This is a genomic window from Aliiroseovarius crassostreae (genome assembly GCF_025137635.1).
In the GTDB taxonomy this organism is placed as follows: domain Bacteria; phylum Pseudomonadota; class Alphaproteobacteria; order Rhodobacterales; family Rhodobacteraceae; genus Aliiroseovarius; species Aliiroseovarius crassostreae.
The window spans coordinates 2,669,464-2,693,557 of record NZ_CP080772.1; the positions used below are offsets into that span (position 1 = coordinate 2,669,464).

General features: G+C 58.9%; 18 protein-coding genes. 6 read left to right on the top strand and 12 right to left on the bottom strand.

The genetic code is table 11. The features are described from left to right. Positions 1-18: 18 nt before the first annotated feature. Positions 19-984 (bottom strand): hypothetical protein, encoded by a 966-nt coding sequence (locus K3J57_RS12815; RefSeq protein ID WP_259792226.1) that lies wholly within the window; start codon positions 982-984, stop codon positions 19-21. 250 nt (positions 985-1,234) lie between these two features. On the opposite strand from K3J57_RS12815, the gene K3J57_RS12820 reads away from it, so the two are divergent. Next, positions 1,235-1,903, top strand: coding sequence for a GntR family transcriptional regulator (locus K3J57_RS12820; RefSeq protein ID WP_259792228.1), 669 nt, complete (start codon positions 1,235-1,237; stop codon positions 1,901-1,903). A gap of 17 nt (positions 1,904-1,920) precedes the next feature. Here K3J57_RS12820 and K3J57_RS12825 read toward each other — a convergent pair whose 3' ends face one another. The 9 genes from K3J57_RS12825 to K3J57_RS12865 all read right to left on the bottom strand — a co-directional run bounded on the left by K3J57_RS12825 (position 1,921) and on the right by K3J57_RS12865 (position 13,680). After that, on the bottom strand, positions 1,921-2,616 hold the full coding sequence (locus tag K3J57_RS12825; protein WP_259792230.1) for a fumarylacetoacetate hydrolase family protein: 696 nt from the start codon (positions 2,614-2,616) through the stop codon (positions 1,921-1,923). Beyond that, positions 2,613-3,449 carry an alkaline phosphatase family protein gene (locus K3J57_RS12830; RefSeq protein WP_259785046.1) on the bottom strand — a complete coding sequence of 279 codons (837 nt, stop codon included), beginning with the start codon at positions 3,447-3,449 and terminating at the stop codon, positions 2,613-2,615. The genes K3J57_RS12825 and K3J57_RS12830 overlap by 4 nt, the downstream gene beginning before the upstream one ends. 173 nt (positions 3,450-3,622) lie before the next feature. Continuing rightward, positions 3,623-5,260: an ABC transporter ATP-binding protein gene (locus tag K3J57_RS12835; protein ID WP_259785047.1), complete on the bottom strand. Its 1,638-nt coding sequence runs from the start codon at positions 5,258-5,260 to the stop codon at positions 3,623-3,625. Then, positions 5,257-6,072 carry an ABC transporter permease gene (locus tag K3J57_RS12840; protein ID WP_055192809.1) on the bottom strand — a complete coding sequence of 272 codons (816 nt, stop codon included), beginning with the start codon at positions 6,070-6,072 and terminating at the stop codon, positions 5,257-5,259. The genes K3J57_RS12835 and K3J57_RS12840 overlap by 4 nt, the downstream gene beginning before the upstream one ends. Then, positions 6,069-7,025 (bottom strand): ABC transporter permease, encoded by a 957-nt coding sequence (locus tag K3J57_RS12845; RefSeq protein WP_055192810.1) that lies wholly within the window; start codon positions 7,023-7,025, stop codon positions 6,069-6,071. The genes K3J57_RS12840 and K3J57_RS12845 overlap by 4 nt, the downstream gene beginning before the upstream one ends. A 9-nt stretch (positions 7,026-7,034) precedes the next feature. Further along, complete coding sequence (locus K3J57_RS12850) at positions 7,035-8,624, bottom strand: ABC transporter substrate-binding protein (protein WP_173486802.1); 1,590 nt, start codon at positions 8,622-8,624, stop codon at positions 7,035-7,037. Positions 8,625-8,837: 213 nt separating this feature from the next. After that, on the bottom strand, positions 8,838-11,492 hold the full coding sequence (locus K3J57_RS12855) for a TRAP transporter large permease (RefSeq protein WP_259796200.1): 2,655 nt from the start codon (positions 11,490-11,492) through the stop codon (positions 8,838-8,840). A 14-nt stretch (positions 11,493-11,506) separates the two neighbouring features. Next, the gene (locus K3J57_RS12860; RefSeq protein ID WP_259796201.1) at positions 11,507-12,496 is read right to left on the bottom strand and encodes a TRAP transporter small permease subunit; all 990 of its coding nucleotides are present in this window, start codon (positions 12,494-12,496) and stop codon (positions 11,507-11,509) included. Positions 12,497-12,594: 98 nt separating this feature from the next. After that, positions 12,595-13,680: a TRAP transporter substrate-binding protein gene (locus K3J57_RS12865; RefSeq protein WP_173486804.1), complete on the bottom strand. Its 1,086-nt coding sequence runs from the start codon at positions 13,678-13,680 to the stop codon at positions 12,595-12,597. Positions 13,681-14,058: 378 nt separating this feature from the next. On the opposite strand from K3J57_RS12865, the gene K3J57_RS12870 reads away from it, so the two are divergent. From K3J57_RS12870 to arsB, 4 genes are all read left to right on the top strand, one after another. Beyond that, entirely contained in the window at positions 14,059-14,586 is a 528-nt protein-coding gene (locus tag K3J57_RS12870) for a MarR family winged helix-turn-helix transcriptional regulator (RefSeq protein WP_259785064.1), read from the top strand. Next, positions 14,583-15,632 carry an efflux RND transporter periplasmic adaptor subunit gene (locus tag K3J57_RS12875; RefSeq protein WP_259792239.1) on the top strand — a complete coding sequence of 350 codons (1,050 nt, stop codon included), beginning with the start codon at positions 14,583-14,585 and terminating at the stop codon, positions 15,630-15,632. The genes K3J57_RS12870 and K3J57_RS12875 overlap by 4 nt, the downstream gene beginning before the upstream one ends. Positions 15,633-15,641: 9 nt before the next feature. After that, complete coding sequence (locus tag K3J57_RS12880; RefSeq protein ID WP_259796203.1) at positions 15,642-18,692, top strand: efflux RND transporter permease subunit; 3,051 nt, start codon at positions 15,642-15,644, stop codon at positions 18,690-18,692. A gap of 201 nt (positions 18,693-18,893) precedes the next feature. Then, positions 18,894-19,901 carry an ACR3 family arsenite efflux transporter gene (gene arsB / locus K3J57_RS12885; protein WP_375542844.1) on the top strand — a complete coding sequence of 336 codons (1,008 nt, stop codon included), beginning with the start codon at positions 18,894-18,896 and terminating at the stop codon, positions 19,899-19,901. A gap of 2 nt (positions 19,902-19,903) precedes the next feature. Here arsB and glpK read toward each other — a convergent pair whose 3' ends face one another. Further along, on the bottom strand, positions 19,904-21,391 hold the full coding sequence (gene glpK, locus K3J57_RS12890) for a glycerol kinase GlpK (protein WP_259796205.1): 1,488 nt from the start codon (positions 21,389-21,391) through the stop codon (positions 19,904-19,906). Between the two features lie 71 nt (positions 21,392-21,462). Continuing rightward, positions 21,463-23,070 carry a glycerol-3-phosphate dehydrogenase gene (gene glpD, locus K3J57_RS12895; protein WP_259796207.1) on the bottom strand — a complete coding sequence of 536 codons (1,608 nt, stop codon included), beginning with the start codon at positions 23,068-23,070 and terminating at the stop codon, positions 21,463-21,465. Between the two features lie 225 nt (positions 23,071-23,295). On the opposite strand from glpD, the gene K3J57_RS12900 reads away from it, so the two are divergent. After that, the gene (locus K3J57_RS12900) at positions 23,296-24,060 is read left to right on the top strand and encodes a DeoR/GlpR family DNA-binding transcription regulator (RefSeq protein WP_259796209.1); all 765 of its coding nucleotides are present in this window, start codon (positions 23,296-23,298) and stop codon (positions 24,058-24,060) included. Positions 24,061-24,094: the final 34 nt, after the last annotated feature.

The following is a 24,094-nucleotide window of genomic DNA, read 5'->3' on the forward strand; positions in this document are numbered from 1 at the left end:
TATGTCCTGAGTATCGGATCAGGCAGTTTCGTCTTCCGAGGTACCGTCGCCCTCCTCCGCGTCACCCTCACCGTCTTCCGCATCGCCATCGGCAACTTCTTCGGCGGCTTTCTCCTGCAACTCCTGATATTCCCCTTCAAGCCGTTCCATCTGGCCATCGACCCAGTCCCGCATCTCGTCGGTCACATCGGCATCCGTCACGGTTTTATTGCCGGTTGCATTCAGACCATCCACGATGGCCTGATCAAGGGAGGCATCAAGCTCGGCTGCCTGCTCTTCCTGAGCAGCCTTGGCGGCTTCCAGTTCTGCCTCTGTAGTTTCAATTGCCGCCTGCGCGTCTTCCCAGCCTTGCCGGGCCTCTTCATAGGCTGCCATCGCATCATTGTAAGCCGCTTCATCTTCATAGGCACCGGCATCAGGCGCCACCGGCTCCTCGATGTCCTTCATCCGCTCCAGCTCAGCTTCCATCTCTTCGATCTCGGCTTGCTGCTCCATATAGGCGGCCTTGGCCTCAAGATAGTCGCGGAACCCTGCCATCTTGGGATCAGAGCTGTTCATAAGCCCATTGATGTTGCGGTTGAGCGAATTGAGCCCCCCCAGCTGCGCATGAATGTTCTTGGGCTTAACGGCGGGTCGGACAGAAGATTTCGGAGCCGTTTTACGGGGGGCTTTTGTCGCCGCCTTGGGTGCGGGCGCGCCAGAAGACTTTGCGCCACCGGATTTGGAACCTTTTGCACTCCAGTCCTTGCGACCGCCACCTTTACCACCGCGATCTTTGCCATCACGATCCTTGCCACCGCGGTCACCACGGTCGCCGCGGTCACCACCACCGCCGCCACCATTGCCACCGCCATTACCGTTCTTGGCATGGGCCGCGCCGATTTGTGCGGTGGATCCATCCAATGTGTCTGACACCAGTTCGGGTGCCATCAGTCCAACTGCGGACAGAACCATTACTCCGACAATACCTTTCAGGGGGCGCATACGTCTTTCCTCCGATTCGCATCTTTGGAACTGTTTTGTCATAAGAATAGGGCCTGTTTGAGGCATTCCTAACCTTTCGGATAGGTCTTGGCGAAGCTCTGCCGATTTCAGGCCATTCCCTACCGTTTTTCGCTGATGCGGGATTTCGAACAACCTGCGAGAAAATTGGATCCAACATGCAATTTTCACCCTCCAACTCTCTTCATCTGAGCGAGGCAACCTGCTAGCCTCTCTGAAAACGTGAGGGAACATGCAGCTCAAGTCAGTCGATCCAGTTGATATCTCCAAAACGGCCTCTGCCGCCTCGATCATCTTCAACGCGTTGAAGAAGGCGATCATCGAAGGGGATCTGGAGGAAGGGGCGCCGCTGCGCCAGGATGAGATTGCCCGCATGTTCAAGACGTCCCGCATACCCGTGCGCGAAGCGATCTCACGGCTGGAAGAACACGGGCTGGTCAAGTCGCAGCGCTATAAGGGGGCGGTGGTCTCTGGCCTCTCAGCGGAGGAAGCGGATGAGATCTTCGATTATCGGTCCCTGCTTGAACCCCATGTGATCCGCGCAGCCGTGCCCAACATGACCCCGGCCATTCTGACCAAGGCCCGCGCCTATCTTGAGGCGTTTGCCAAGTCGGAAGATCCGATGGAATGGGGCAACCTGAACCGACAGTTCCACGCAACACTCTATAATGCATCCGGCCTGAGCTTTCATCTGGAAGCCATCGAGAGCGCGCTGGACCGGATTGACCGATATCTGCGCGCGCAACTGGTTCTGAGCGATGGCATGATCCGCGCCAATGATGAACATATCCGCATTCTGGCCGCCTGCGAACGGGGCGACGCGGACACCGCCGCAGAGCTGACCCGCCAGCACATCCTCGGATCCAAAGACAGCCTGCTGAAGAACCTCAGCAAGTTGTGACCGGCGGTTAAACACCATCAACCAGGCGGCGCGATCCGGTTTGTCAACTGCCCCAGCCCGGCAATCTCGACCCGGCAGACATCCCCCGGCACAAGCTGCCCGACCCCTGCCGGCGTGCCGGTCATGATCAGATCCCCCGGTTGCAATCTCACCATCTCTGACAGAAAGGAGATCACGTCGGGCACCGACCAGATCATGTCCGAGAGGTCTGCCTCCTGCCGGGTTTCACCGTTCACGCTCAGGGCGATGCGCCCCGATATGGGATGCTGTCCGCCCTTTATCGGATGGACCGGGCCGATCGGCGCAGAAAGGTCAAACCCTTTCGCCATGTCCCATGGGCGCCCCATTTCCTTCGCCACCGCCTGCAAATCGCGGCGGGTCAGGTCGTTGCCGATGGCGTAGCCGAACACATGTTCCAGCGCGGTGCCGGACGGGATATTTGCCCCGCCCTGTCCAATCGCCACCACCAGCTCGGCCTCGAAATGCAGGTTCTTCGTGGCGGGCGGATAGGGGATGTCCACCCCGTCGCCCACCAGAGCATCCGCAGGTTTCGAAAAGAAAAACGGCGGTTCACGCTTGGGGTCATGGCCCATCTCGCGCGCATGGGCGGCGTAGTTGCGACCCACGCAAAAGATGCGCCGCACGGGGAATTGCTCCTCGGTCCCGACAACAGGCAGCGCAGGGCGCGGCGACGGGGCAAACACCCAACTCATTTCAGGAACACCTTGCCTTTCATCGTCTCGGCAATCGGGGCCCCCAACAATGACAACACGGTGGGGGCAAGTTGGGTCTGGCACAGGATTTCGCTGTCATCCACCACCTCGGCATCCCCGAAATAATAAAGCGCCACGTCCTGCTGAACATCCTCATGACCGCCATGATGCCCGCGATCCGACTGGCCGTGATCGGCGGTGACAATGATGTCATAGCCCAGATCACGCCAACGCCGGATGAACGGCGCCATCTGCTCATCGAGGGCAAAACAGCCATGATCCATCTCATGACATTCATGGCCAAAGCGATGCCCCATACTGTCGAGGGTGCAGGTGTGCAGGATACCGTAGTCGATGCCCTTGCGCTCACACAGCATGGTCAGCGTGGCAAACAGGTCGGTGTCGGCGGGCGTGGTCTGGTTGATCAGGTTATAGCCGGTCATGGTGTGGAAACGGCCATGGTTGATCGTGTCACTTTCCGGCTCGTCATATTCAATGTCGCGCACCACGTCGAAGGGCGCACGGTTGAAGAATTCAGACCAGAAAGAATGGGTGACCGCCCCGGTCACGCCCCCCGCCTTGCGCACCTGAGAAAAGATATCATCGTGGGACAGGCGAAACACATTGTTGTTGCCGGTGCAGCCATGTTCCTGCGGGGTCACACCGGTATGGATCGACGCATAGCAACTGGCCGAGGTCGAGGGCAGCACCGCCCGCATGGTGAACCGTTTGGCCTCGCCGGACTGCGCCCAGCCTTCCATATTGCCAAACAGCTTGAGCCAATTGCGAAGCGGCACCCCGTCAATGATGAGCAACAGAAGTTTTCTATCCATGTCAGCGCCTTTCCCATTGCGCATTTCGTTCCGGTCAGATTGGGCGGTGGTGTCGCTGATTTATGTAACAGACACGCCAAAAGCCGGTCGGTTTTTGACCATTTCAAAAGAAAAACCGGGGGCAGCGGTCGGACGCCCCCGGTCAATTTTCACCCGGTCAACTGACCCACAGATCAGTTCCCGGCGCTTTCCATCTTGCGATGGGAAATCACCTCTTCCAGCCAGCCCAGACGCATTTCCGGCACCGAGCTGAGCAGCAGGTCGGTGTAGTCGTCAAACGGCGGGCTGAGCACCTCGGCCTTGGTGCCATAGCGCACCACCTTGCCCTGATACATCACCGCAATACTGTCGGCGATCGCCTTGACGGTCGCCAGGTCATGGGTGATGAACAGATAGGCCACATCCTCGATTTTCTGAAGGTTTTCCAGAAGCTTGAGGATGCCGTCCGCAACCAGCGGATCCAGCGCCGAGGTCACCTCGTCACAGATGATTACCTTGGGTTTGGCGGCCAGCGCGCGGGCAATACAGACACGCTGCTTCTGCCCGCCTGACAGTTCCGCCGGGTAACGATCCATAAAGGCTTCGCCCAGTTCGATCTCGTCCAGAAGCTCAATGATCCGCTTGCGCTTTTCCTTGCCCTTCATGCCGAAATAGAACTCCAGCGGGCGGCCAATAATGGTGCCGACAGTCTGGCGCGGGTTCATCGCCACATCCGCCATCTGGTAGATCATCTGCAACTCGCGCAGGTCCTCGCGCGAGCGCCCTTCCAGATCCGATGACAGTTCACGACCATCAAAGATGATCTTGCCATCACGCGGCGGCAGAAGGCCGGTGATCACGCGGGCGGTGGTGGATTTGCCCGAGCCACTTTCGCCCACAACCGCAAGGGTCTGGCCGGGATGCAGATCCATCACCACATTGTGCAGAACGTCAAAGTTCGTGCCCTTGTAGCGCGCGGTCACATTCTCAACCCGCAACACAGGATTATCCGTGGGCGGTTTGCCCTCATGCTGGGTCGAGCGCACCGAAACGAGGTCACGGGTATACTCTTCCTGCGGGTTGTTGATGATCTGATCGGTGGTGCCATGTTCCACCATGTCACCCATCTTGAGCACCATGATTTCATCCGACACCTGCGCCACAACGGCCAGATCGTGGGTGATGTAGAGCGCGGCAACGCCGGTGTCCCGGATCGCGTCCTTGATCGCCATCAGCACGTCGATCTGCGTGGTCACATCCAGCGCCGTGGTGGGTTCGTCGAACACCACCAGATCCGGTTCCGGGCACAGGGCCAGCGCGGTCATGCAGCGTTGCAGCTGACCACCCGACACCTGGTGCGGATAGCGGTCCCCGATGTTTTCGGGATCCGGCAGACCAAGCTTGGTAAAGAGCTCCACCGCGCGGGCTTCGGCGTCCTTTTTCGAGAACTTGCCCGCGTGAAGGGACGCTTCAACCACCTGCTCCATGATCTTCTTGGCCGGATTGAAGCTCGCCGCCGCGGATTGCGACACATAGGTCACTTCAAGCCCACGCAGCTTGCGCAGATCGCGAAGATTGGTGTGCAGGATTTCCCGCCCATTGACCCAGACCTCGCCGCCGGTGATCTCAACCCCACCACGGCCATAAGCCATCGAGGCGAGGCCAATGGTGGATTTGCCAGCGCCACTTTCGCCGATCAGGCCAAGCACCTTGCCCTTCTCCAGCTCAAATGACACGCCATGCACGATCTCGATATCCTGGGGCTTTTCACCCGGCGGATAAATCCGAGCCCCGATCTTCAGGTCTTTGACTTTCAGAAGTGTCTCGCTCATCCGCGGCCCCCTTTCAGGCTGGTGGTGCGGTTGAGCACCCAGTCGGCCACAAGGTTCACGGAAATCGCAAGCGTGGCGATGGCGACGGCAGGCACAAGGGCTGCCGGGATGCCATAGACAATCCCGTCTTTGTTTTCTTTCACGATGCCGCCCCAGTCCGCATTTGGCGGTTGCACGCCAAGACCAAGGAACGACAGGGTCGAGACAAACAGAACGGCGAAGATGAAGCGCAGCCCCATTTCGGCCACGAGCGGAGACAGGGCGTTGGGCAGGATTTCACGGAAGATGATCCAGCGATTTCCCTCGCCGCGCAGCTTGGCCGCTTCGACGAAATCCATCACATTGATATCCACCGCAACAGCACGTGCCAGGCGATAGACACGGGTGGAGTCCAGCAGACCCATCACGACAATCAGGATCGGCAGGGTCACCGGCATCACGGACAGCACCACAAGGGCAAAGATCAGCGTCGGGATCGACATGATCAGGTCAACGAAACGCGACAGAACCTGGTCAATCCAGCCCCCGATCACAGCCGCGCTAAAACCCAGGATCGACCCGGTGACAAAGCTGAGGATGGTGGCGGCGGTTGCGATGAAAATCGTTGTCTGCCCGCCATAGATCATCCGGGTCAGCAGATCGCGACCGATATTGTCAGTGCCAAGCAAATGTTCAGCCGAGGCAGGTTCCCAGACGTCCCCCACAATCTCGGTCATGGAATAGGGCGCAATCCAATGGGCGAAGATCGCCATAAAGAAATAGAGCCCGGTGAAAAACAGGCCAATCAAGGCCGCAGGAGGTATTCTCATCATTTCGGATGCCTCAGCCTTGGATTTGCCAGAATGGACACGATGTCAGCCACCATGTTGAGCCCGATATAGACCGCAGCGAAGATCAGGCCACAGGCCTGCACAACCGGCACGTCACGTTTGGCCACATGGTCCACGAGGTATTGGCCCATGCCCGGATAGACAAAAACCACCTCGACCACGACAACACCAACAACCAGATAGGCCAGGTTCAGCATCACCACGTTCACAACCGGCGCAATCGCATTCGGAAACGCATGACGTGCAATCACCTGAAAGCTGGTCAAACCCTTCAGTTCCGCCGTTTCGATATAGGCAGACTGCATCACGTTCAGGATTGCGGCACGGGTCATACGCATCATATGCGCCAAAACCACCATGGTCAGAACGGTCACAGGCAGCGCAATGGCCGAAAGCTTTTCGCCCAGCGACATGCTGTCATAGATCGTTGAGACGGTCGGGGCCCAGCCCAGCTTTACGCCGACATAGAACATCAGCACGTAACCGATCAGAAACTCGGGCACCGAAATCGAGGCGAGCGTTACCGCCGAGATCAGCTTGTCCGGCCAGCGTTCACGATAGCGCACCGCCAGAAGGCCAAGGAAAATGGCCAGCGGCACGGCCACGACAGCGGCCCAAAACGCAAGGAACAGTGTGTTCTTCAAGCGTCCGCCCAGACTGTCGGCAATGTCACGCCCGTTTGTCAGCGCGGTCCCAAGGTCCCCCTGCATCACGCCGAACAGCCAGTTGAAATATCGTTGAGTTGCGGGAACATCCATGCCGAGTTCCTTGCGCAGATTGGCAAGGCTTTCCGGCGTGGCGGCCTGCCCCAGAATGCTCTGGGCCACGTCGCCTGGCAGGATCGTGGTGCCGACAAAAATCAGCACCGACGCCGCAAGAAGAAGCAGGGTGCTCAGCGCCAAGCGCTGAGCCACCAGTTTTAAGATAGGATGCATGAGTTTTCCTTATGCATTCAACCAGCACTTGATCGGTGCCCAGGAATACATCAGGAAGCCATTCGGATCATCTTCGTACCCGATCACGTCTTTCGACACGCCGTCCACGAAATCGTTGAACATCGGCGCAATCAGGCCGCTTTCGTCACGCACCAGCTGACCCATACGCGAATACATCGCCTTGCGCTTAACCGGATCCAACTCGCCCCGCGCCTTGATCAGCAGATCATCGAACTCGGCGTTGTTGAAGCGGGTGTCGTTCCAGTCCGCCTGCGAGTGGTAAGCGGTGGTGTACATCTGATCCTGCACCGGGCGACCTGACCAGTAAGACGCGCAGAACGGCTGTTTGTTCCAAACTTCCGACCAGTAGCCATCCGACGGTTCACGCTTGATTTCCAGCGGGATACCGGCAGCAGCGGCAGATTGCTGGAACAGCTGGGCGGCATCGACCGCGCCTGCGAAGGCGGCATCCGACACACGCAGGATGATGGGTGATCCGTCATGGCCCGACTTCTTGTAAAGCTCGGCCGCCATTTCCGGGTCATATTTGCGTTGTTCAATCGTATCGTCAAACAGCGGGTAAGCTGCGTTAACCGGCATGTCATTTCCAACAGACCCAAAGCCGCGCAGGATCTTTTCAACCATTTCCTCGCGGTTGATCGCGTATTTCAGCGCCATACGCAGGTCTTTGTTGTCAAACGGTGCGGTATTCGAATGCATGATGAACACATAGTGGGCACGACCAGCCACATTGCGCACTTCCAGATTCGGCGCTCGGTTCAGCAGGCTGGCCACTTTCGGGTCCACCCCGTTGACCATGTGCACCTGCCCCGATTGCAGGGCGGACATACGGGCAGTGTTGTCATTGATGACCAGCACCTCAACCTCATCCACGTGGCCGCGGGTGTCATCCCAGTAGTTAGGGTTTTTCTTGAAGGCGTGGCGCACGCCCGGTTCATCCACCTCGACCATATACGGGCCGGTGCCGACGCCTGCGGTCGGATTGTCGAACCCGCCGTCCGGCTGCACAACCAGGTGCCAATCCGCCATCAGATAGGGCAGGTCAGCGGTCGGGTTTTCCATTTTTACGACAAAGTCGTTACCGTCGACGCTCAGGCTTTCGATGCCTTGCAGCACGCCCAGTGCACCGGATTTCGACTCTTCATTGGCGTGACGCTCAACGGTGCGTTTGAGATCTTCGGCGGTCATGGTCTTGCCATTGTGGAATTCCACACCCTCACGGGCCGTGAAACGCCACTCGCGCGCGTCAGCCGAGCTTTCAATGCTTTCGGCCAGGCGCAGTTCGATCTCACCCGTAGGTGAAACATCCACGATCTGATCACCATAAAGGCGCAGGTTCATGCCGGGAACCTGGGTGGCCGCGACAGCCGGATCAAGCGTGTTGGTGCTTTCGCCCCCCAACATACCGATCTTCATGGTGCCGCCTTTCTTTGGCCCCTCGGCAAGCGCAGCGGTGGACAGCATCGACCCGGCTGCGGCAGCAGAAACGCCAAGCGCAGAAGCACGCCCCATGAAGTCGCGGCGCGACATCTTTCGTTGGGCCACGCGTTTGGACAGATATTCGAGTTCGTTGGACATTTATTTCTCCCTAGATCGAGGTCAGTTCGACCTACATATTTTTTCTTGCTGTCTGATCAAAACTTTGCTCAGAAGTTAGCGGATGACAAGGGTCGTAACCGACCAGCCATGTCATTTATACGACACAGGGGTGATTGTTCGCGACAAACACCCACTGCGCAATAAAAAAGACCGGGAGCGTGCCCGGTCTTTTCATTAATTTCTCGTGAGATATCAGAAATTCAGTGAGATATCCCTGTGATAGGCGGTGCAAGACGCCATCGAGAGCGCCTGATCACGGGTAAATCTGGGTTGCAAACGCACGCCCAGAGTGCCTCGAATCCCCTCGAGATAGGCTTCAATTCCGGGGCGCAATTTGGCCTCGGCATCCTGACGCCACGTCAGCTGCGCTTCATAGGCTTTCAGCGCCTTTTCGTATTCGGCCAGGGCTTTTTCGCGATCCGGGATCTTGGATTTCAGCGCATTGCGGACTTTGCCAAGCGCCTTTTTCACATCACCTGCCCCTTCCACGTCACCAACCCGCTTTGCGAAGTCTTTCACAACCCCTTCCCCTTCCTTCTCAGGCAGGGTTTCGATGCTTTGGCGCAGGGCCAGCAGATCCACCTGCAGCTTGGTGTAGGCCGCATTGGCGTCAAGCACCGCCAGCACCTCCTCCGGCCCCTCGTAAGAGGCATCCGCAGCGCGACGATAAAGCGACCGCGCCTTGTTTTCGGCCTGTGTCAGCTTCAGGAACTCAGCCTGTTTTTCGGCCCATTCCGCAGGGATGGTTGCGCGCAGCGCATCAGCCTCGGCAACCAGCAGGTCCAGTTGCGATTGCAGCTTCGCCCGCTTCTGTGCCTCACTTTCATCCCGCATACGGCTGATCGTGGTTTCAAGGTCCCGCGCATGTGCTTCGATATTACGGATCTGTTTCTCAACAGCACGCACCTCTCCATGCATCGGGCGATAGGCGGGGGCGGCTGCTTGAACCGTCGCCGCAGCGTCAAACGCTTCGTTCAGCTTCGCCACTGCCAGATCGGCCTGATCAAACCCTTCGGTCAGATCCTTGGCGAGGGATTTGGGCAGGACGGACAGATCCATTCCACGGGCCAGCTTGATGGCATCCCGCGTGGCGCTGCTTTCCGCCAGCTGTTGCCCCACGTAATCCTCGAGACACAGTTGCAGCTTGGGGTTACGCGGCGGTGGGCTGCTTTCGGAAAGAAAACTCACCCGGTTCGGCAGGTAATTCACCAGCGGCGGATACAGTCCGACGATGGCCAGGGCCGAGATCTGCAGCAGGATGAAGGCAATCACACCCTTGTACATCTGCACCGTTTTCACCACCGCAGGCGCCACGCCGCGCAGATAGAAAAGCGCAAACCCGAAGGGCGGTGTCAGGAAACTGGTCTGGATGTTCAGGCCAATCATCACACCAAGCCAGACGGCCGTGATATTTGCCGAGGGATCCGCCAGCAGGATCGGCGCCACGATCGGCACCACCACCACGGCAATCTCGATGAAATCGAGGAAGAACCCCAGAATGAAGATCACCAGCATCACGATGATGAACTGCGTCCAGAACCCGCCGGGCAGCCCCAGAAGGAACTCCTTCACCAGCTCTTCGCCACCAAAGGCGCGGAAGGCAGCGGTCAGCATCGCAGCGCCCAGCAGGATGATGAAGACGAGCGAGGTGGTTTTCGCCGTTTCCAGCATCACCCCCTGCAACGTGTTGTCGATCTTGAAGATACGGATACCCGACCAGATCAGCGCAATCAGCAACAGCACCGTGGCCATAACACCCAGCGCGATTCCCAAACGGTCGGTCCCGTCCTCGATCGACTTCACATTCATATCGAAATTGGTAAGGGCAACGCCGACAAGCACCATCGCCGCAATTGCCAGAAACGCAGGATAGTATAGCGACTTGCCCCCTTTGGGCAGACGATAGCTTGCCATGATCATCGCGCCAGCTGCCCCGATCGCCCCGGCCTGGTTGACGGTGGCAATCCCGGCAATGATCGAGCCCAGAACCAGGAAGATCAGCGCCAGTGGCGGCACAAGGGTGATGGCCACGTTTTTAACAAAGCTCAGATCGTATTTGCCCTCGTAAGGCACCGCCGGGGCCTGTTTCGGACGCAGAATTGCGAAGATCAGGATATAGGCCATGTAAAGCCCGACCAGCAACATGCCCGGCACAAAGGCCCCAAGGAACATCTCACCGGCTGAGGTGGAGGCGACGTCGAACACGGACGGCATCGACAGCTCGCCGGTGGCATCCTTGTGCAGCAGTTTGCGCGCGGTTGAGGCCTGATCCGTGGCCGAGGCCAGCTGGTCTGCCAGAATGATCAGCACAATCGACGGCGGGATGATCTGCCCCAACGTGCCCGAGGCGGCGATGGTCCCGGTTGCCAGAGGTGAAGAATAGTTGTTGCGCAGCATCGCAGGCAGGGAAATCAACCCCATCGCCACCACGGTGGCGCCGACGATACCCGTGGTGGCCGCCAAAAGCGCCCCCACGAAAACAACCGAAATTCCCAGCCCCCCCGGCACCGGGCCAAACAGCTGCGCCATGGTGACCAGAAGGTCTTCGGCGATCTTGGACCGCTGCAGCATGATGCCCATGAAGATGAACAGCGGAATGGCAATCAGCGTGTCCCGCTCAACCTCCCAGTAAACCCCCCTGAGGTTTGTCACCCCCGCAGAAAGCCACTGACTGGGGCCCCCTGAATGGAAATAGGCGTCAGTCGAGCCCGCAAAGATGTAACCGGCACCTGCCGCCAGCCCGATGGTGATGATCGCGGCACCGGGCAACGCAAAGGCCACCGGATAACCCGAGCCAAGAGCCGCAGCCATGATCAGGATAAGAAGGGCGAGGAAATAGAGTTCCATATTCTGTTATCCTCTTAATGTGCCGCCGGAGCGACTTCCCGGTGGCCGGGTTCATCGCGTTTATCCGCAACGGCCTCAAGGAAATAGCTGACGAATTGGATCAGCATGGTGATGGCAAAAATGCCCAGAAAGGCCGCCATCTGGTATTTGATGAACATCCCCACGGCCCCGGCCTGCGAGATCTCGAAATTGACCACCGGGCTGTTGATGATCGAGGTTTTGCCGCTGAGCCCGACCATGAGGATAACCCATGTCGTCGACATGCCCAGCACGATCGAGCCGAACGCGTTGACAAAGCCGCGGGTGGTGCGGCCGAAACCGGCGTAAAGCACATCAACCCGCACATGCCCCTCTTCAAACAGCGTATAGGCCGAAGCGAACAGGAACAGCGCCGCATACCAATAGCGCACGAGGTCCCCCATCAGCGCCTGCTCATAGGAAAAGACAAAGCGCGACAGCACAATGATCAGCTCAGCCATAACAATCATCAGCGCAAGCCATGTGAAGCCCAGCGTGCGGGTGAAGGCCGCCATGACAAACCCCGCGATCAGCAGCGGGATGTGGATATAGGGGGCCACCCAGCGGGATTTGGCAAAGAGCTTGGTGGTGTCTTGCGAAAAGAAAATCTCCAGCAGACCTTCAACCCGCATGAAGGCAATGGCACTGTCGGCCACACCGATAAACAGAACCGACCAGAAACAGGCGCGGATAAGATAGACATTGAACCGGTGGATTGCCATGGCGTCCCACCTGAGGGACGTGGCGCGACGTCCCAGAACGTAAACGGCCGCCAGCGCAATCGACACCAGATAAACCGCCACATTCACCCAGGCCCCGGCGGCGCCATTTCCCGTCAGGATCTGTCTGGCCCCGGGCAGCCCGAAGCCGACCTCGAGCGCGTTGTTGACCAGAAAGGCAAACAGGAACCCCAGCATGCCCCATGCAAACAGGCGCGCGGCAATGGCAGGTTCTCCGGTCCGTGGAATGTCAGTGAAATCCGTCACGATATGCTCCCCTCAAACGCGCGCAGGCACTGGGCCGCCGCACGATTGCAAAGAGCGGGACCGAAGCCCCGCTCTCGTGTTTTCAACCCGATCGTCTATCAGACGAGGCCCAGCACGCGGTTGCGCTGGTTCACATAGCCGATTTCGAAATTGGCGTTCATGGTGCCCATCTCGCGCAGCTTGGACTGGAACGAGTCATCGACGCGCGCAGCGAGGTCCGAATGGTCGCGGGTTTCTTCGAACACTTCCGCGGCCGCTTCCCCAAAGCTGTCCCAGACATCGTCGTTGAAGTTGCGGATCTGCACGCCCTGCTCATCCACCAGCTTGGCCAGATACTCACCGTTCTTAGCAATGTTTTCTTCGTAAGCGGCTGCGTTTTCTTCCATACAGGCCGCTTCGATCACGGCTTTTTCCCAGTCGGACAGGCCGTCGAACCACGACTTGTTCATCGAGAAGGACAGACCGCCACCCGGCTCATGCATACCTGCGGTATAATAGAATTTGGCGGCTTCGTAGAACTTCATGAAATAGTCGTTGAACGGACCCACCCATTCGGTCGCATCAATGGCACCCGAGACGAGGTTTTCATAGATCTGCGACCCCGGCAGCGACACGGTTGAGGCGCCCAGTTTCGACATCACCTGACCGCCAAGGCCCGGAATACGCATTTTCAGACCCTTCAGGTCATCTGCGCTTTCGATTTCCTTGTTGAACCAGCCGCCGGCCTGGGTGCCGGTCGCGCCTGCGGTAAAGGCTTTCAGGCCGAACTCACCCGACACTTCATCCCACAGTTCCTGGCCGCCGCCGAACTTGATCCAGGCGTTCCATTCCGGGTTGGTCATGCCAAACGGCACAGAGGTGAAATAGGCAAAGGCAGGGTGTTTGCCGGTGAAGTAATATTCGGCGCCGATATAGGCCTGCGCGTTGCCAGAGGCCACTTCGTCAAACACATCAAATGCGCCCACGCGCTCACCCGAGGCGAAATATTCCACATTCAGGGCGCCATCCGACAGCTGTGCAATACGCGCGGCGAGGCGCTGCGCCGAAATACCCAGGCCCGGGAAATCGCGCGGCCAGGTCGACACGATGGTCAGGGTTTTACCACTTTGCGCCAGTGCCGGCGTCGCCAGTGCGGTTGCACCTGCGCCCAGCGCGGCGCCTGTCAGAAACTTACGGCGTTCCATATGAAAATTCCTCCTCCGAGATCTTCAGTTCATTTTATAGTCAATTGCGGCCAATCCCGCAGATCTGTCCGAAATCAGCCATATTGCCATGGTCATTACTACGGAAGTCGGTCCAGATTTCAATTGATAAATTCCAGATCTGGTAAGGTGGCTTTACCAATTCACCCCACCAGCAACACACACCCCATGATTGGCGGCGCAACCGCTTTGTTTTTCTGGCCCAGGCCTTTTTCCACCCGCAGAAGGCCAGAAAGTTGACGTTACGGCCACTTTTAGCGCCACCCCCGCTGCCCCCGGTTTGGCAGGGGTTTTATTTTCTCTATTGGATATTTCAATAAATGAACTATATTGGCAGGATTGCAGATCACAGAGGCACAGATGAGTTCCCGCAACGACGACCGTATCCACATGCACCAGGCCGACCCGCAGCTTGAACCAGAGTTTCGGGCCTTCATGGGCATCATGGCATTTCACTCCTTTCTGGAAAACCAGATGTGCGACCACCATCCGGGGGCGGAACTGACAAAGTTGCAATCCAGCATTATCGTGCGGCTGAAAGCCCCCAAACGCCTTGGCCAGCTGGCCCGTGAAACCAGCTCGCTCCCCTCGACCATGACCGCCGCCGCAGACCAGATGGAGCGGATGGGCCTGGTCAGCCGCCAGCGCGATCCGAACGACCGGCGCGCATGGCTGCTGGCCCTCACCGAGGCCGGGCAGCAGCTGCGTCACGAATACACCCGCCTGTCGCGCCGCCTGCTGCAGGACCTTCTGCATCTTGATGATGCGGAACTTGAAACGCTTGCCCGGATCGGCACCAAAATACACACCAACATTCAGCACGTGGTGCAGAACCCCCAGCTGATTGATGAGCTTGACACCTCTTCCCTGGAAAGAACCCCAGCATGACATTTTTGAAACCCGTTCTGGCAGCGGCCACATTTGCCCTTGGCCTGTCCTTCACCCCGGCTTTTGCCCAAGACCCGATCAAACCGGTCAAACTGATGACGGTTGTTGAAGGCAGCGCCGATCTTGACCGCATCTTTTTTGGCAAGGTAGTGGCCCGCCAGACCATTGATCTGTCCTTTCAGGTGGGGGGGCAAATCATCGACTTCCCGGTGATCGAAGGGGATGTCATCAAACAGGGCTCGCTGATTGCACAGCTGGATCAGGAGCAATATGCGCTTGCTTTGGAAAAGGCGGTTTTGCAGAAGGATCAGGCCGACCGCACCCTGACCCGGCTGGAAAAGCTGCGCGGCCAGACCGTCAGCCAGGTGGCGCTGGATGATGCCGCCACCCAGGCCAACCTGGCCGATGTGGCCGTTCGCAAGGCAGAGTTCGATCTGGAACACACCACCCTTGTTGCGCCGTTTGACGCGCTGGTGGCTGAACGCAATGTCGGGAATTTCGTCACCACGGCGGCAGGCACCCCGGTTGTGCGCCTGCACGACATGAGCGAAATTCGCATTGACATTGATGTGCCGGAAATCCTGTTTCAGAAAGCCAGCGGCGACAAGAATGTCCGCCTGACGGCACGTTTTCCCGCCAACGACACCGAGTATCCTCTGGTATTGCGAGAGTTCAACGCAGATGCATCAGGGGTGGGACAGTCCTACCGGCTGACGCTTGGGATGAAGGCCCCTGTCGGGTTGCAGATCCTGCCGGGGTCCTCGGCGAAAGTGATTGCCCATGCAGAGACCGATGATCGCGAAATCATCGTGCCAGTCACCGCAATCGTGACCAATTCGGACAAATCCCTTTCGGTGATGACCTATACGGAAACCGAAACCGGGTCCGGAATTGTGCACAAAACCCCCATTCAGGCCACCCCTGCTGAAAACGGCAATGTGATCGTCACCTCGGGGCTGGCGGCAGGCCAGACCATCGTTGCCGCCGGGGCCGGACAGGTGTCCGATGGAGAAGCCGTGCGCCCGTTTACCGGCTATTCGAACTAGGAACATCCCATGGTCAATATTGCTAAAGCATCCATCGACAAGCCGCTTTACACCTGGCTTGTCATCCTGACCATGCTGCTTGGCGGCATCTACGGGTTCTTCAACCTTGGGCGGCTGGAAGATCCGGCCTTCACCATCAAACAGGCGGTGGTCATTACCCAATATCCCGGCGCAAGCGCCGAACAGGTCGCCACAGAGGTTTCAGAACCTTTGGAAAGCGCCATCCAGAAAATGGAAGAGGTGGATAAGATCACCTCGGACAACCAGCCCGGCATTTCCCGCATCGACGTCGAGATCCGCGACACGTTCAAGGCCGATGAACTGCCTGCGATCTGGACCCGGCTGCGCGCCCGGGTCGGGGATGCGGCACGTGGCCTGCCTCAGGGGGTCTCCACCCCGATGGTCAATGACAGTTTCGGTGATGTGTTCGGGCTGTATTTTGCGGTCACTGCACCGGGGTTTTCTGATGCGGAATTACATGAGCTGGGCACATTTCTGCGACGAGAGCTTCTGACTGTTGACGGGGTGGCCGATGTTGATGTCTCCGGGCTTCCTGAAGAAGTGATCTATGTCGAACCCAACATGACACTGACCTCAAATCAGGGCATTCCCCCCAATGCGATCAACGGCGCGCTGAGTGATGCCAACTCGGTTGCGTCCGCAGGGGCGATCAGCGGCCCGACCAATCGAACCCGGCTTGAGACGCCGGAAGGATCCGATACGGTCTCGGCCATTGCCGAACTGAGCGTGGGGGTGAATGGAGAGCTCCTGAACCTCGTCGATTTTGCGGATGTGACACGTGCACGAGACGCCAATCCGTCCCAGATCATCCGCTTCAACGGGCAGGACAGCTTTACCCTTGCCGTGGCCGGGCTGGAAACCGAAGACATCGTGAAGGTGGGGCACAAGGTTGACGCCAAGCTGGCGGAACTGGATGCGGACATCCCCTATGGTGTCGAACTGCACCCGATTTACCAACAGCATCTGGTGGTCGAACAGGCCTCCAACGACTTTCTGGTCAACCTTGCCATGTCGGTGGGTATCGTGATTGTGGTTCTGGGCCTGTTCATGGGCTGGCGGGCGGCAATCGTGATCGGCACCACGCTGCTGCTGACCGTGGTGGGCACCATCATGTTCATGTGGCTCTTTTCCATCGAGATGGAACGGATTTCGCTGGGCGCCCTGATCATTGCGATGGGGATGCTGGTCGACAATGCCATTGTGGTGGCCGAAGGGATGCAGATCTCGATGCTGCGCGGGCGCAATTCGCGTCAGGCCGCAGACGATGCCGCCAAGAAAACCCAGATCCCTCTTCTGGGGGCCACCGTGATTGGCATCATGGCCTTTTCCGGCATCGGCCTGTCCCCGGACAGCACCGGCGAGTTTCTGTTCTCGCTCTTTGCCGTGATCGGCATTTCGCTCATGCTGAGCTGGGTGCTGGCCCTGACCGTAACCCCCTATCTGGGCCATCTTCTGTTCAAACACGGAAATCAGAGCGCGGATGACGCCTTTTCCGGCCCGTTTTTCCGCATCTACAAGGCGTCACTCGACTGGGCACTCAGCCTGAGATGGCTGGTGGTCGCGGGTCTGATTGCCGTAACTGTCATCTGCTATGCAGGTTTTGGGCTGGTGAAACAGCAGTTCTTCCCCAATTCCAACACGCCACTGTTCTTTGTCCGTTACCAGCTGCCACAGGGCAGTTCGATCCAGAAAACCTCGGACGATCTGAAGGTCATGGAGGACTGGCTGCTGGCGCAGGACGAGGTGGTCTCGGTTGCCTCTTATGCGGGTCAGGGGGCGACACGTTTCATGCTCACCTATGATGCCGGGAAATCAAATCCGGGCTACGGGCACCTGATCATCCGCACCGAAAGCATCGCCGAGATCCCCCCGTTGCGCCAACGGCTGGAAACCTTCGGCGCGGAAACCTTCCCCGAAGGGGAATTCCGGGTTGAACGGCTGATCTTTGGCCCCGGCGGCGGTGCCCCCATTCAGGTGCGCCTGTCCGGGAGTGACCCCGAAATGCTGCGCCACCTGGCCGAGCAGACCGCACAGGTGATGCGTGACGCCTCTGACAACCTGCTGAACATGCGTATCGACTGGCGCGAACAGGAACTGACCATCACCCCGATCTATGCCACCAACCGGGCACAATCTGCGGGCGTCAGCCGCGATGACATCGCACAGGCCCTGGCCTTTTCAACCGACGGGGTGCGCGCGGGCACCTATCGTGAACGCGAACGGCTGATCCCGATCATTTCACGCAGGCCCGCAGATGGCGAATACAACCTGAACAACCAACTGGTCTATTCTTCGGTCAAGGGGGGGTATCTGCCGATTGAGCAGGTCACGGACGGGTTTGACCTTCGGGTCGAGAACACCCAGTTCAACCGCTGGAACCGCGTGCCGACCATCACGGTTGGGGCCGACATCCCTGCCGACCTGACCGCCGCATCGGTTCATAGCGAAATCCGCGCCGCGGTTGAGGCCATGGATCTGCCGATTGGCTATTCGATGGAGTGGGGCGGCGAGTTTGAGAACTCTTCGAAGGCCAATGAAAGCCTTGGCAAGCAACTGCCGATCAGCCTGCTGATCATGGTGATGATCTCGATCCTTCTGTTCAACGCGATCCGCCAGCCGATCATCATCTGGCTTCTGGTGCCGATGTCGGTAAACGGGGTGGTGATTGGCCTTCTTGGCACCGGGCTGCCCTTTACCTTCACCGCGCTTCTGGGGCTGCTCAGCCTGTCGGGCATGCTGATCAAGAACGGCATTGTTCTGGTGGAAGAGATTGATCTGGTGCGCGAAGACGGGGTGCCCATGCGCAAGGCCATCATCGACGCCTCGGCCTCGCGGGTGCGTCCGGTGGCATTGGCGGCAATCACCACGATCCTCGGCATGGTGCCGCTTTTGGGGGATGCGTTCTTTGTGTCGATGGCGATCACAATCATGGGAGGGCTTGCCTTCGCCTCGGTGCTCACGCTGGTCGCAGCCCCGGTGTTTTATTACATCTTTTTCAAGCGCGGCGAAAAACGGGAACTGGAAGGGCTCGCCGCCTGACCCCGGCCTGACCCCAACATGACCACAGAAAAACGACCCCGCCTCATGGGGTCGTTTTCACACCCACCCCAAGGCCACTCCGGCCCGGCCACCATAGGGCCTTGACCCGGACGGGGTGCGCCTCCTATTGCGACAGACGCGACCACCTAACCCGTTTGGAGAGCCCCCATGAGCGACAACAGCCTGCCCACCGAAAGTGCCATGGGTTTTTTCGAACGCTACCTGACCCTTTGGATCGCGATGGCAATGGCAGGTGGCATTGCACTGGGCGCCATCGCCCCCGGCCTTGTCGGAATTGTGGCGGGTGCAGAGCTCGCCTCGATCAATCTTGTGGTCGCCGTGCTGATCTGGGCGATGGTCTATCCGATGATGGTTGGTGTCGATTTCGGAGCCGTGGCCGGCGTGGCCCGTCAGCCGAAAGGCCTGATCGTGACCCTTGTGGTCAACTGGCTGGTCAAACCCTTCACCATGGCCCTGATGGCGGTTCTCTTTTTCGATTATGTCTTTGCGCCGTGGATCACCCCCGAAGACGCCGCCCAATACACGGCCGGGCTGATCTTACTGGGGGCCGCCCCCTGCACGGCAATGGTGTTTGTCTGGTCACAACTCACCCGCGGCGACGCCACCTACACGCTGGTGCAGGTTTCCGTGAATGACCTGATCATGGTGGTGGCCTTTGCCCCGATCGTGGCGTTTTTGCTGGGCGTGACCGAAATCACGGTCCCCTGGCAGACCCTGGTTCTGGCCACGGTGCTTTACGTGGTGCTGCCACTGATCGCGGGGCTGATCACCCGCCGGGCGTTGGGATCTGAGGAAGCGATCAGCCGCTTCATTGCCCGCGTGAAACCGATCTCCATCATCGGGCTGATTGCCACCGTTGTCATCCTGTTTGGCCTGCAGGGGGAGGTGATCTTGTCACGTCCTCTGGTCATCGGGCTGATCGCCGTGCCGATCCTGATCCAGAGCTATGGCATCTTTGCCCTGGCCTATGGCGCCGCCTATGCGCTGAAAGTGCCGCACCGCATTGCCGCCCCCTGTGCCATGATCGGCACGTCAAATTTCTTTGAACTGGCGGTGGCCGTTGCAATCAGCCTGTTTGGCCTGCATTCCGGAGCAGCCCTTGCCACGGTGGTCGGTGTGTTGGTTGAAGTGCCGGTGATGCTGTCACTGGTGGGATTTGCCAATCGAACCCGCGCCCGGTTTGCCTGACATCAGACCGACAATGTTGCCGCCACAGCGCGTTTCCAACGGGCGTATTTTGCCTCCCGTTCCTGGCTGGACATCACCGGGGTGAACCTCTTCTCCAACGCCCACTCCCGAGCAAATCCCGCCTGATCCGGGTAGATGCCCGCCTTCATACCCGCAAGCCATGCAACCCCCAGAGCGGTGGTTTCCAGCACCTCCGGCCGATCCACGGGGGCGCCGATAATATCGGACAGGAACTGCATCGCCCAGTCCGACGCACTCATCCCGCCATCCACGCGCAGCACCTGATCACCGCCATCGCCGCTCCAGTCTGCCACCATGGCCTGCATCAGATCGCGGGTCTGATACCCCACGCTTTCCAGCGCCGCCCTGGACAGTTCCGCCGCCCCGGAATTCCGGGTCAACCCGTAGACCGCACCGCGACAATCAGCGTTCCAATAGGGCGCACCAAGCCCGACAAAAGCCGGCACCAGCACCACGTCCTGCGCCGGGTCTGCCGCCTCAGCCAATGCCTGCGTATCACCTGCCTGATCAATCAGCTTCACCCCGTCGCGCAGCCATTGCACCACCGCACCCGCCACAAAAATCGACCCTTCCAGCGCATAGGTTGGCTTTCCATCAAATTGATAGGCAATGGTGGTCAGCAGGCGGTTCCCGGAGCGGACCGGCGTTTCCCCAGTGTTCAGCAACGCAAAACATCCGGTGCCATAGGTGGATTTCATCATCCCCGGTTCAAAACAGGCCTGCCCCACGGTCGCGGCCTGCTGGTCCCCCGCCACACCAAGGATCGGCAAGGCGGCCCCCAGCAAAGCGGGGTCAGTGACACCAAACGCATCCGCGCAATCCTTGACCTCGGGCAACATGCCCATCGGGATATTCAGAAGCGCGCAGATGGTCTTGCTCCACCGCCCTTTGTGGATATCGTAAAGCAGTGTCCGCGCGGCATTGGTGGCATCTGTGGCATGGCTTTTGCCACCGGTCAGCTTCCAGATCAGATAGCAATCCACCGTGCCAAACAGAAGCTCACCTGCTTCTGCCCTTGCCCGCGCACCATCAACATTGTCCAGGATCCACGCCAGCTTGGTGGCCGAGAAATAGGGATCCAGCAGCAGGCCGGTGCGCCCTGTCACCATCTCCTCATGGCCATCCTCACGCAGGGTCTGGCACAGAGCCGAGGTGCGCCGATCCTGCCAGACAATGGCGTTATAGACGGGTGCGCCGGTGATCCGGTCCCACACCAGGGTGGTTTCGCGTTGGTTGGTGATCCCGATCGCCGCAACATCCGCTGCGGGAACCGCCGCCGTGTCCAAAGCCTCACGGCAGGTTGTCAGAGTGCTCTCCCACAGGTCTGCCGGATCATGTTCCACCCAGCCGGAAGCAGGATAATGCTGTGGGAATTCCTGTTGCGCCACAGCCTGCACACGCATCGCCTGATCAAACACAATGGCACGCGAGGAGGTGGTGCCCTGATCAATCGCCAGAATATGTGACATGGAGACCTCGACTGTTTTCTGTTGTTCCTTATGGGTTTACACCGGGCGGGATATTTTCCCAAACCCTGATTTCATCCGCTCTGCGCGGGCGCTGCCAGATAGGTTTCCATCCAGTTCTGGAGCCGGGAGATCTCATCTTCACTTAAACGCAGGCCAAGTTTGTTGCGTCGCCAGATCACGTCTTCCGCGCTGCGTGCAAACTCTTTGCGGATCAGCCATGTCACCTCACGCGCGGTCAGAGTTGCACCAAAATCCTCACCCAGCTGATCTGCGCTGATGGCATTGCCCAAAACCTGCCACGCTTCTGTTCCGTAGGCCCGGATCAGGCGCCGCGCCCAGAAGGCGGACAGGAACGGGTATTCCGCACACAGCAGCTCGACCAGCCGATCCACCTGATCGACGGCAAAATCCCCCCCCGGCAAGGCCACACCAGCGGTCCACTTGCCGGGAAGTCCCGCAAAATGCGGGGCAAGCTTCTCCAGCGCCGCCTCTGCCAGCCTGCGATAGGTGGTGATCTTGCCGCCAAACACATTCAGAACCGGCACGCCCTCTGCATCATCCAGCGTCAGAACATAGTCGCGTGTGGCCGCAGTGGCGCTTGATGCCCCATCGTCATAAAGCGGACGCACGCCGGAATAGGTCCAGACAATGTCATCACGCGTCACAGAGCGTTCGAAATACTGAGAGGCAAAGTTGCACAGATAGTCCTGCTCGGCCTCGGTGCAGACCGGGCGCGTGTCCGGATCCGCGTGATCCTGATCCGTGGTGCCAATCAGGGTAAAGTCGGTCTCATAGGGAATTGCGAAAATGATCCGCCCGTCCTGCCCCTGAAAGAAATAGCATTTGTCATGGTCAAACAGACGCTTGGTCACAATATGGCTGCCCCGCACCAGACGCACGTTTTCGCGCGAGGGCACATGGATGCGCGACTGGATCACGTCCCCGACCCATGGCCCGCCCGCATTGACCAGAGCACGCGCTTTTTGAACGCGGGTTTCCCCGGTGACCCCATCGCGCAAGGTCACGGCCCAATGCGGTCCGTCTCGCATCGCGGAAACAACTTCGGTGCGCACCAGAATCTGCGCCCCACGCGCTTCGGCATCCCGGGCGTTCAGAACCACCAGACGGGCATCCTCAACCCAGCAATCGGAATATTCGAACGCCTTGGCAAAGCGGTGTTGAAGCGGTTTGCCTTCAGGCCCCTGACGCAGGTTGATCGAGGTGGTGCCCGGCAGGATTTTGCGTCCACCAAGATGGTCATACAGGAACAGGCCCATCCGGATCAGCCAGCCGGGCCGCCGCCCCTTCATCCACGGCATCCCGATGCGCAGCAGCCGGGACACCGGTGTTTCCGCATCAAAACGCATATCGTCATGATACGGCAGCACAAAACGCATCGGCCAGGAGATATGCGGCATCGCCCTGAGCAGGGTTTCGCGCTCAATCAGCGCCTCGCGCACCAGACGCAGTTCAAAATATTCCAGATAGCGCAGCCCGCCATGAAACAGCTTTGTTGACGCCGAGGACGTGGCGGAGGCCAGATCGTTTTTTTCGGCCAGCATCACGGACAAACCCCGTCCAGCAGCGTCGCGGGCAATCCCGGCCCCGTTGATGCCGCCCCCGATGACAAAAAGGTCGCAGATCTCGGGCGTGGAAGAGTTGGGGGAAGAACTGGCCAAGGGGGCTCCTGCGATGCCGTTATTTCATATCCCTGAAACCCTAACACCGAGATTGCGCGATTCTCCACTTCTTTTTTCGCTTTTCTTCGCTTATTGCGCTTTTCGTTCGTTATTGGTGATAATCGTGCCGGCTTTCTCAAAATATGCCGGAAACTCAGGCGGGTTGAAACAATCCGAACAATCCCGCACAATGCGCCAGCTCTTCCCCTCACCAAAGGTGCCCCCATGTCCCTCTCATTTCGCCAGACGGATATTCTTGAAATCGCAAAGACCGATGGGCGGGTTACGGTGGAAGGGCTGGCCGCCCGGTTTGATGTGACCGTGCAAACCATTCGTCGTGATCTGAGCGAGCTTGCTGACGCGGGCAAACTGGAGCGCGTGCATGGGGGGGCGGTGCTGAGTTCGGGCGTGTCCAATATCGGATATGCGGATCGGAGGGGCCTGCATGAAACCGCGAAGGCCGATATTGCCCGCGCCTGCGCCGAGGCGATCCCGGACGGGGCATCCGTTTTCCTGAACATCGGCACCACCACCGAGGCGGTTGCGCAAGAGCTGCTGTCGCATCGGGATCTTCTGGTGGTCACAAACAATCTGAACGTTGCCCAAATACTGGCCGCCAATCCCCAATGTGAGATCATTGTGGCTGGCGGGGTGCTGCGCCGCACCGACGCGGGTCTGGTGGGAAATCTGACCATCGCCGCAATCGAGCAGTTCAAATTCGATTACACCGTGACCAGTTGTTCGGCGCTGGACACGGAGGGCGACATGATGGATTTCGACCTGCAGGAAGTGAATGTCAGCCGGGTGATTCTGTCGAAGGCGCGTCGCTCCTTCCTGGTGGCGGATCATTCGAAATTCCATCGCAGCGCCCCCGCCCGGATCGCCTCTTTGCAGGAGATCGACACCTTCTTCACCGATCAGCCCGTCGCGGAACAGCTTTCTGCGCGTTGTGCCGACTGGCACACGGAGATCCGGGTCTGTGAGGCGTGAGCCCTCCGATCACCTCGACCACAAGCATTGCTTT

Coding starts and splice junctions, on each gene's coding strand:
- K3J57_RS12815 (WP_259792226.1), bottom strand. CDS start 984: ATGCGCCCCCTGAAAGGTATTGTCGGAGTAATGGTTCTGTCCGCAGTT.
- K3J57_RS12820 (WP_259792228.1), top strand. CDS start 1,235: ATGCAGCTCAAGTCAGTCGATCCAGTTGATATCTCCAAAACGGCCTCT.
- K3J57_RS12825 (WP_259792230.1), bottom strand. CDS start 2,616: ATGAGTTGGGTGTTTGCCCCGTCGCCGCGCCCTGCGCTGCCTGTTGTC.
- K3J57_RS12830 (WP_259785046.1), bottom strand. CDS start 3,449: ATGGATAGAAAACTTCTGTTGCTCATCATTGACGGGGTGCCGCTTCGC.
- K3J57_RS12835 (WP_259785047.1), bottom strand. CDS start 5,260: ATGAGCGAGACACTTCTGAAAGTCAAAGACCTGAAGATCGGGGCTCGG.
- K3J57_RS12840 (WP_055192809.1), bottom strand. CDS start 6,072: ATGATGAGAATACCTCCTGCGGCCTTGATTGGCCTGTTTTTCACCGGG.
- K3J57_RS12845 (WP_055192810.1), bottom strand. CDS start 7,025: ATGCATCCTATCTTAAAACTGGTGGCTCAGCGCTTGGCGCTGAGCACC.
- K3J57_RS12850 (WP_173486802.1), bottom strand. CDS start 8,624: ATGTCCAACGAACTCGAATATCTGTCCAAACGCGTGGCCCAACGAAAG.
- K3J57_RS12855 (WP_259796200.1), bottom strand. CDS start 11,492: ATGGAACTCTATTTCCTCGCCCTTCTTATCCTGATCATGGCTGCGGCT.
- K3J57_RS12865 (WP_173486804.1), bottom strand. CDS start 13,680: ATGGAACGCCGTAAGTTTCTGACAGGCGCCGCGCTGGGCGCAGGTGCA.
- K3J57_RS12870 (WP_259785064.1), top strand. CDS start 14,059: ATGAGTTCCCGCAACGACGACCGTATCCACATGCACCAGGCCGACCCG.
- K3J57_RS12875 (WP_259792239.1), top strand. CDS start 14,583: ATGACATTTTTGAAACCCGTTCTGGCAGCGGCCACATTTGCCCTTGGC.
- K3J57_RS12880 (WP_259796203.1), top strand. CDS start 15,642: ATGGTCAATATTGCTAAAGCATCCATCGACAAGCCGCTTTACACCTGG.
- arsB (WP_375542844.1), top strand. CDS start 18,894: ATGGGTTTTTTCGAACGCTACCTGACCCTTTGGATCGCGATGGCAATG.
- glpK (WP_259796205.1), bottom strand. CDS start 21,391: ATGTCACATATTCTGGCGATTGATCAGGGCACCACCTCCTCGCGTGCC.
- K3J57_RS12900 (WP_259796209.1), top strand. CDS start 23,296: ATGTCCCTCTCATTTCGCCAGACGGATATTCTTGAAATCGCAAAGACC.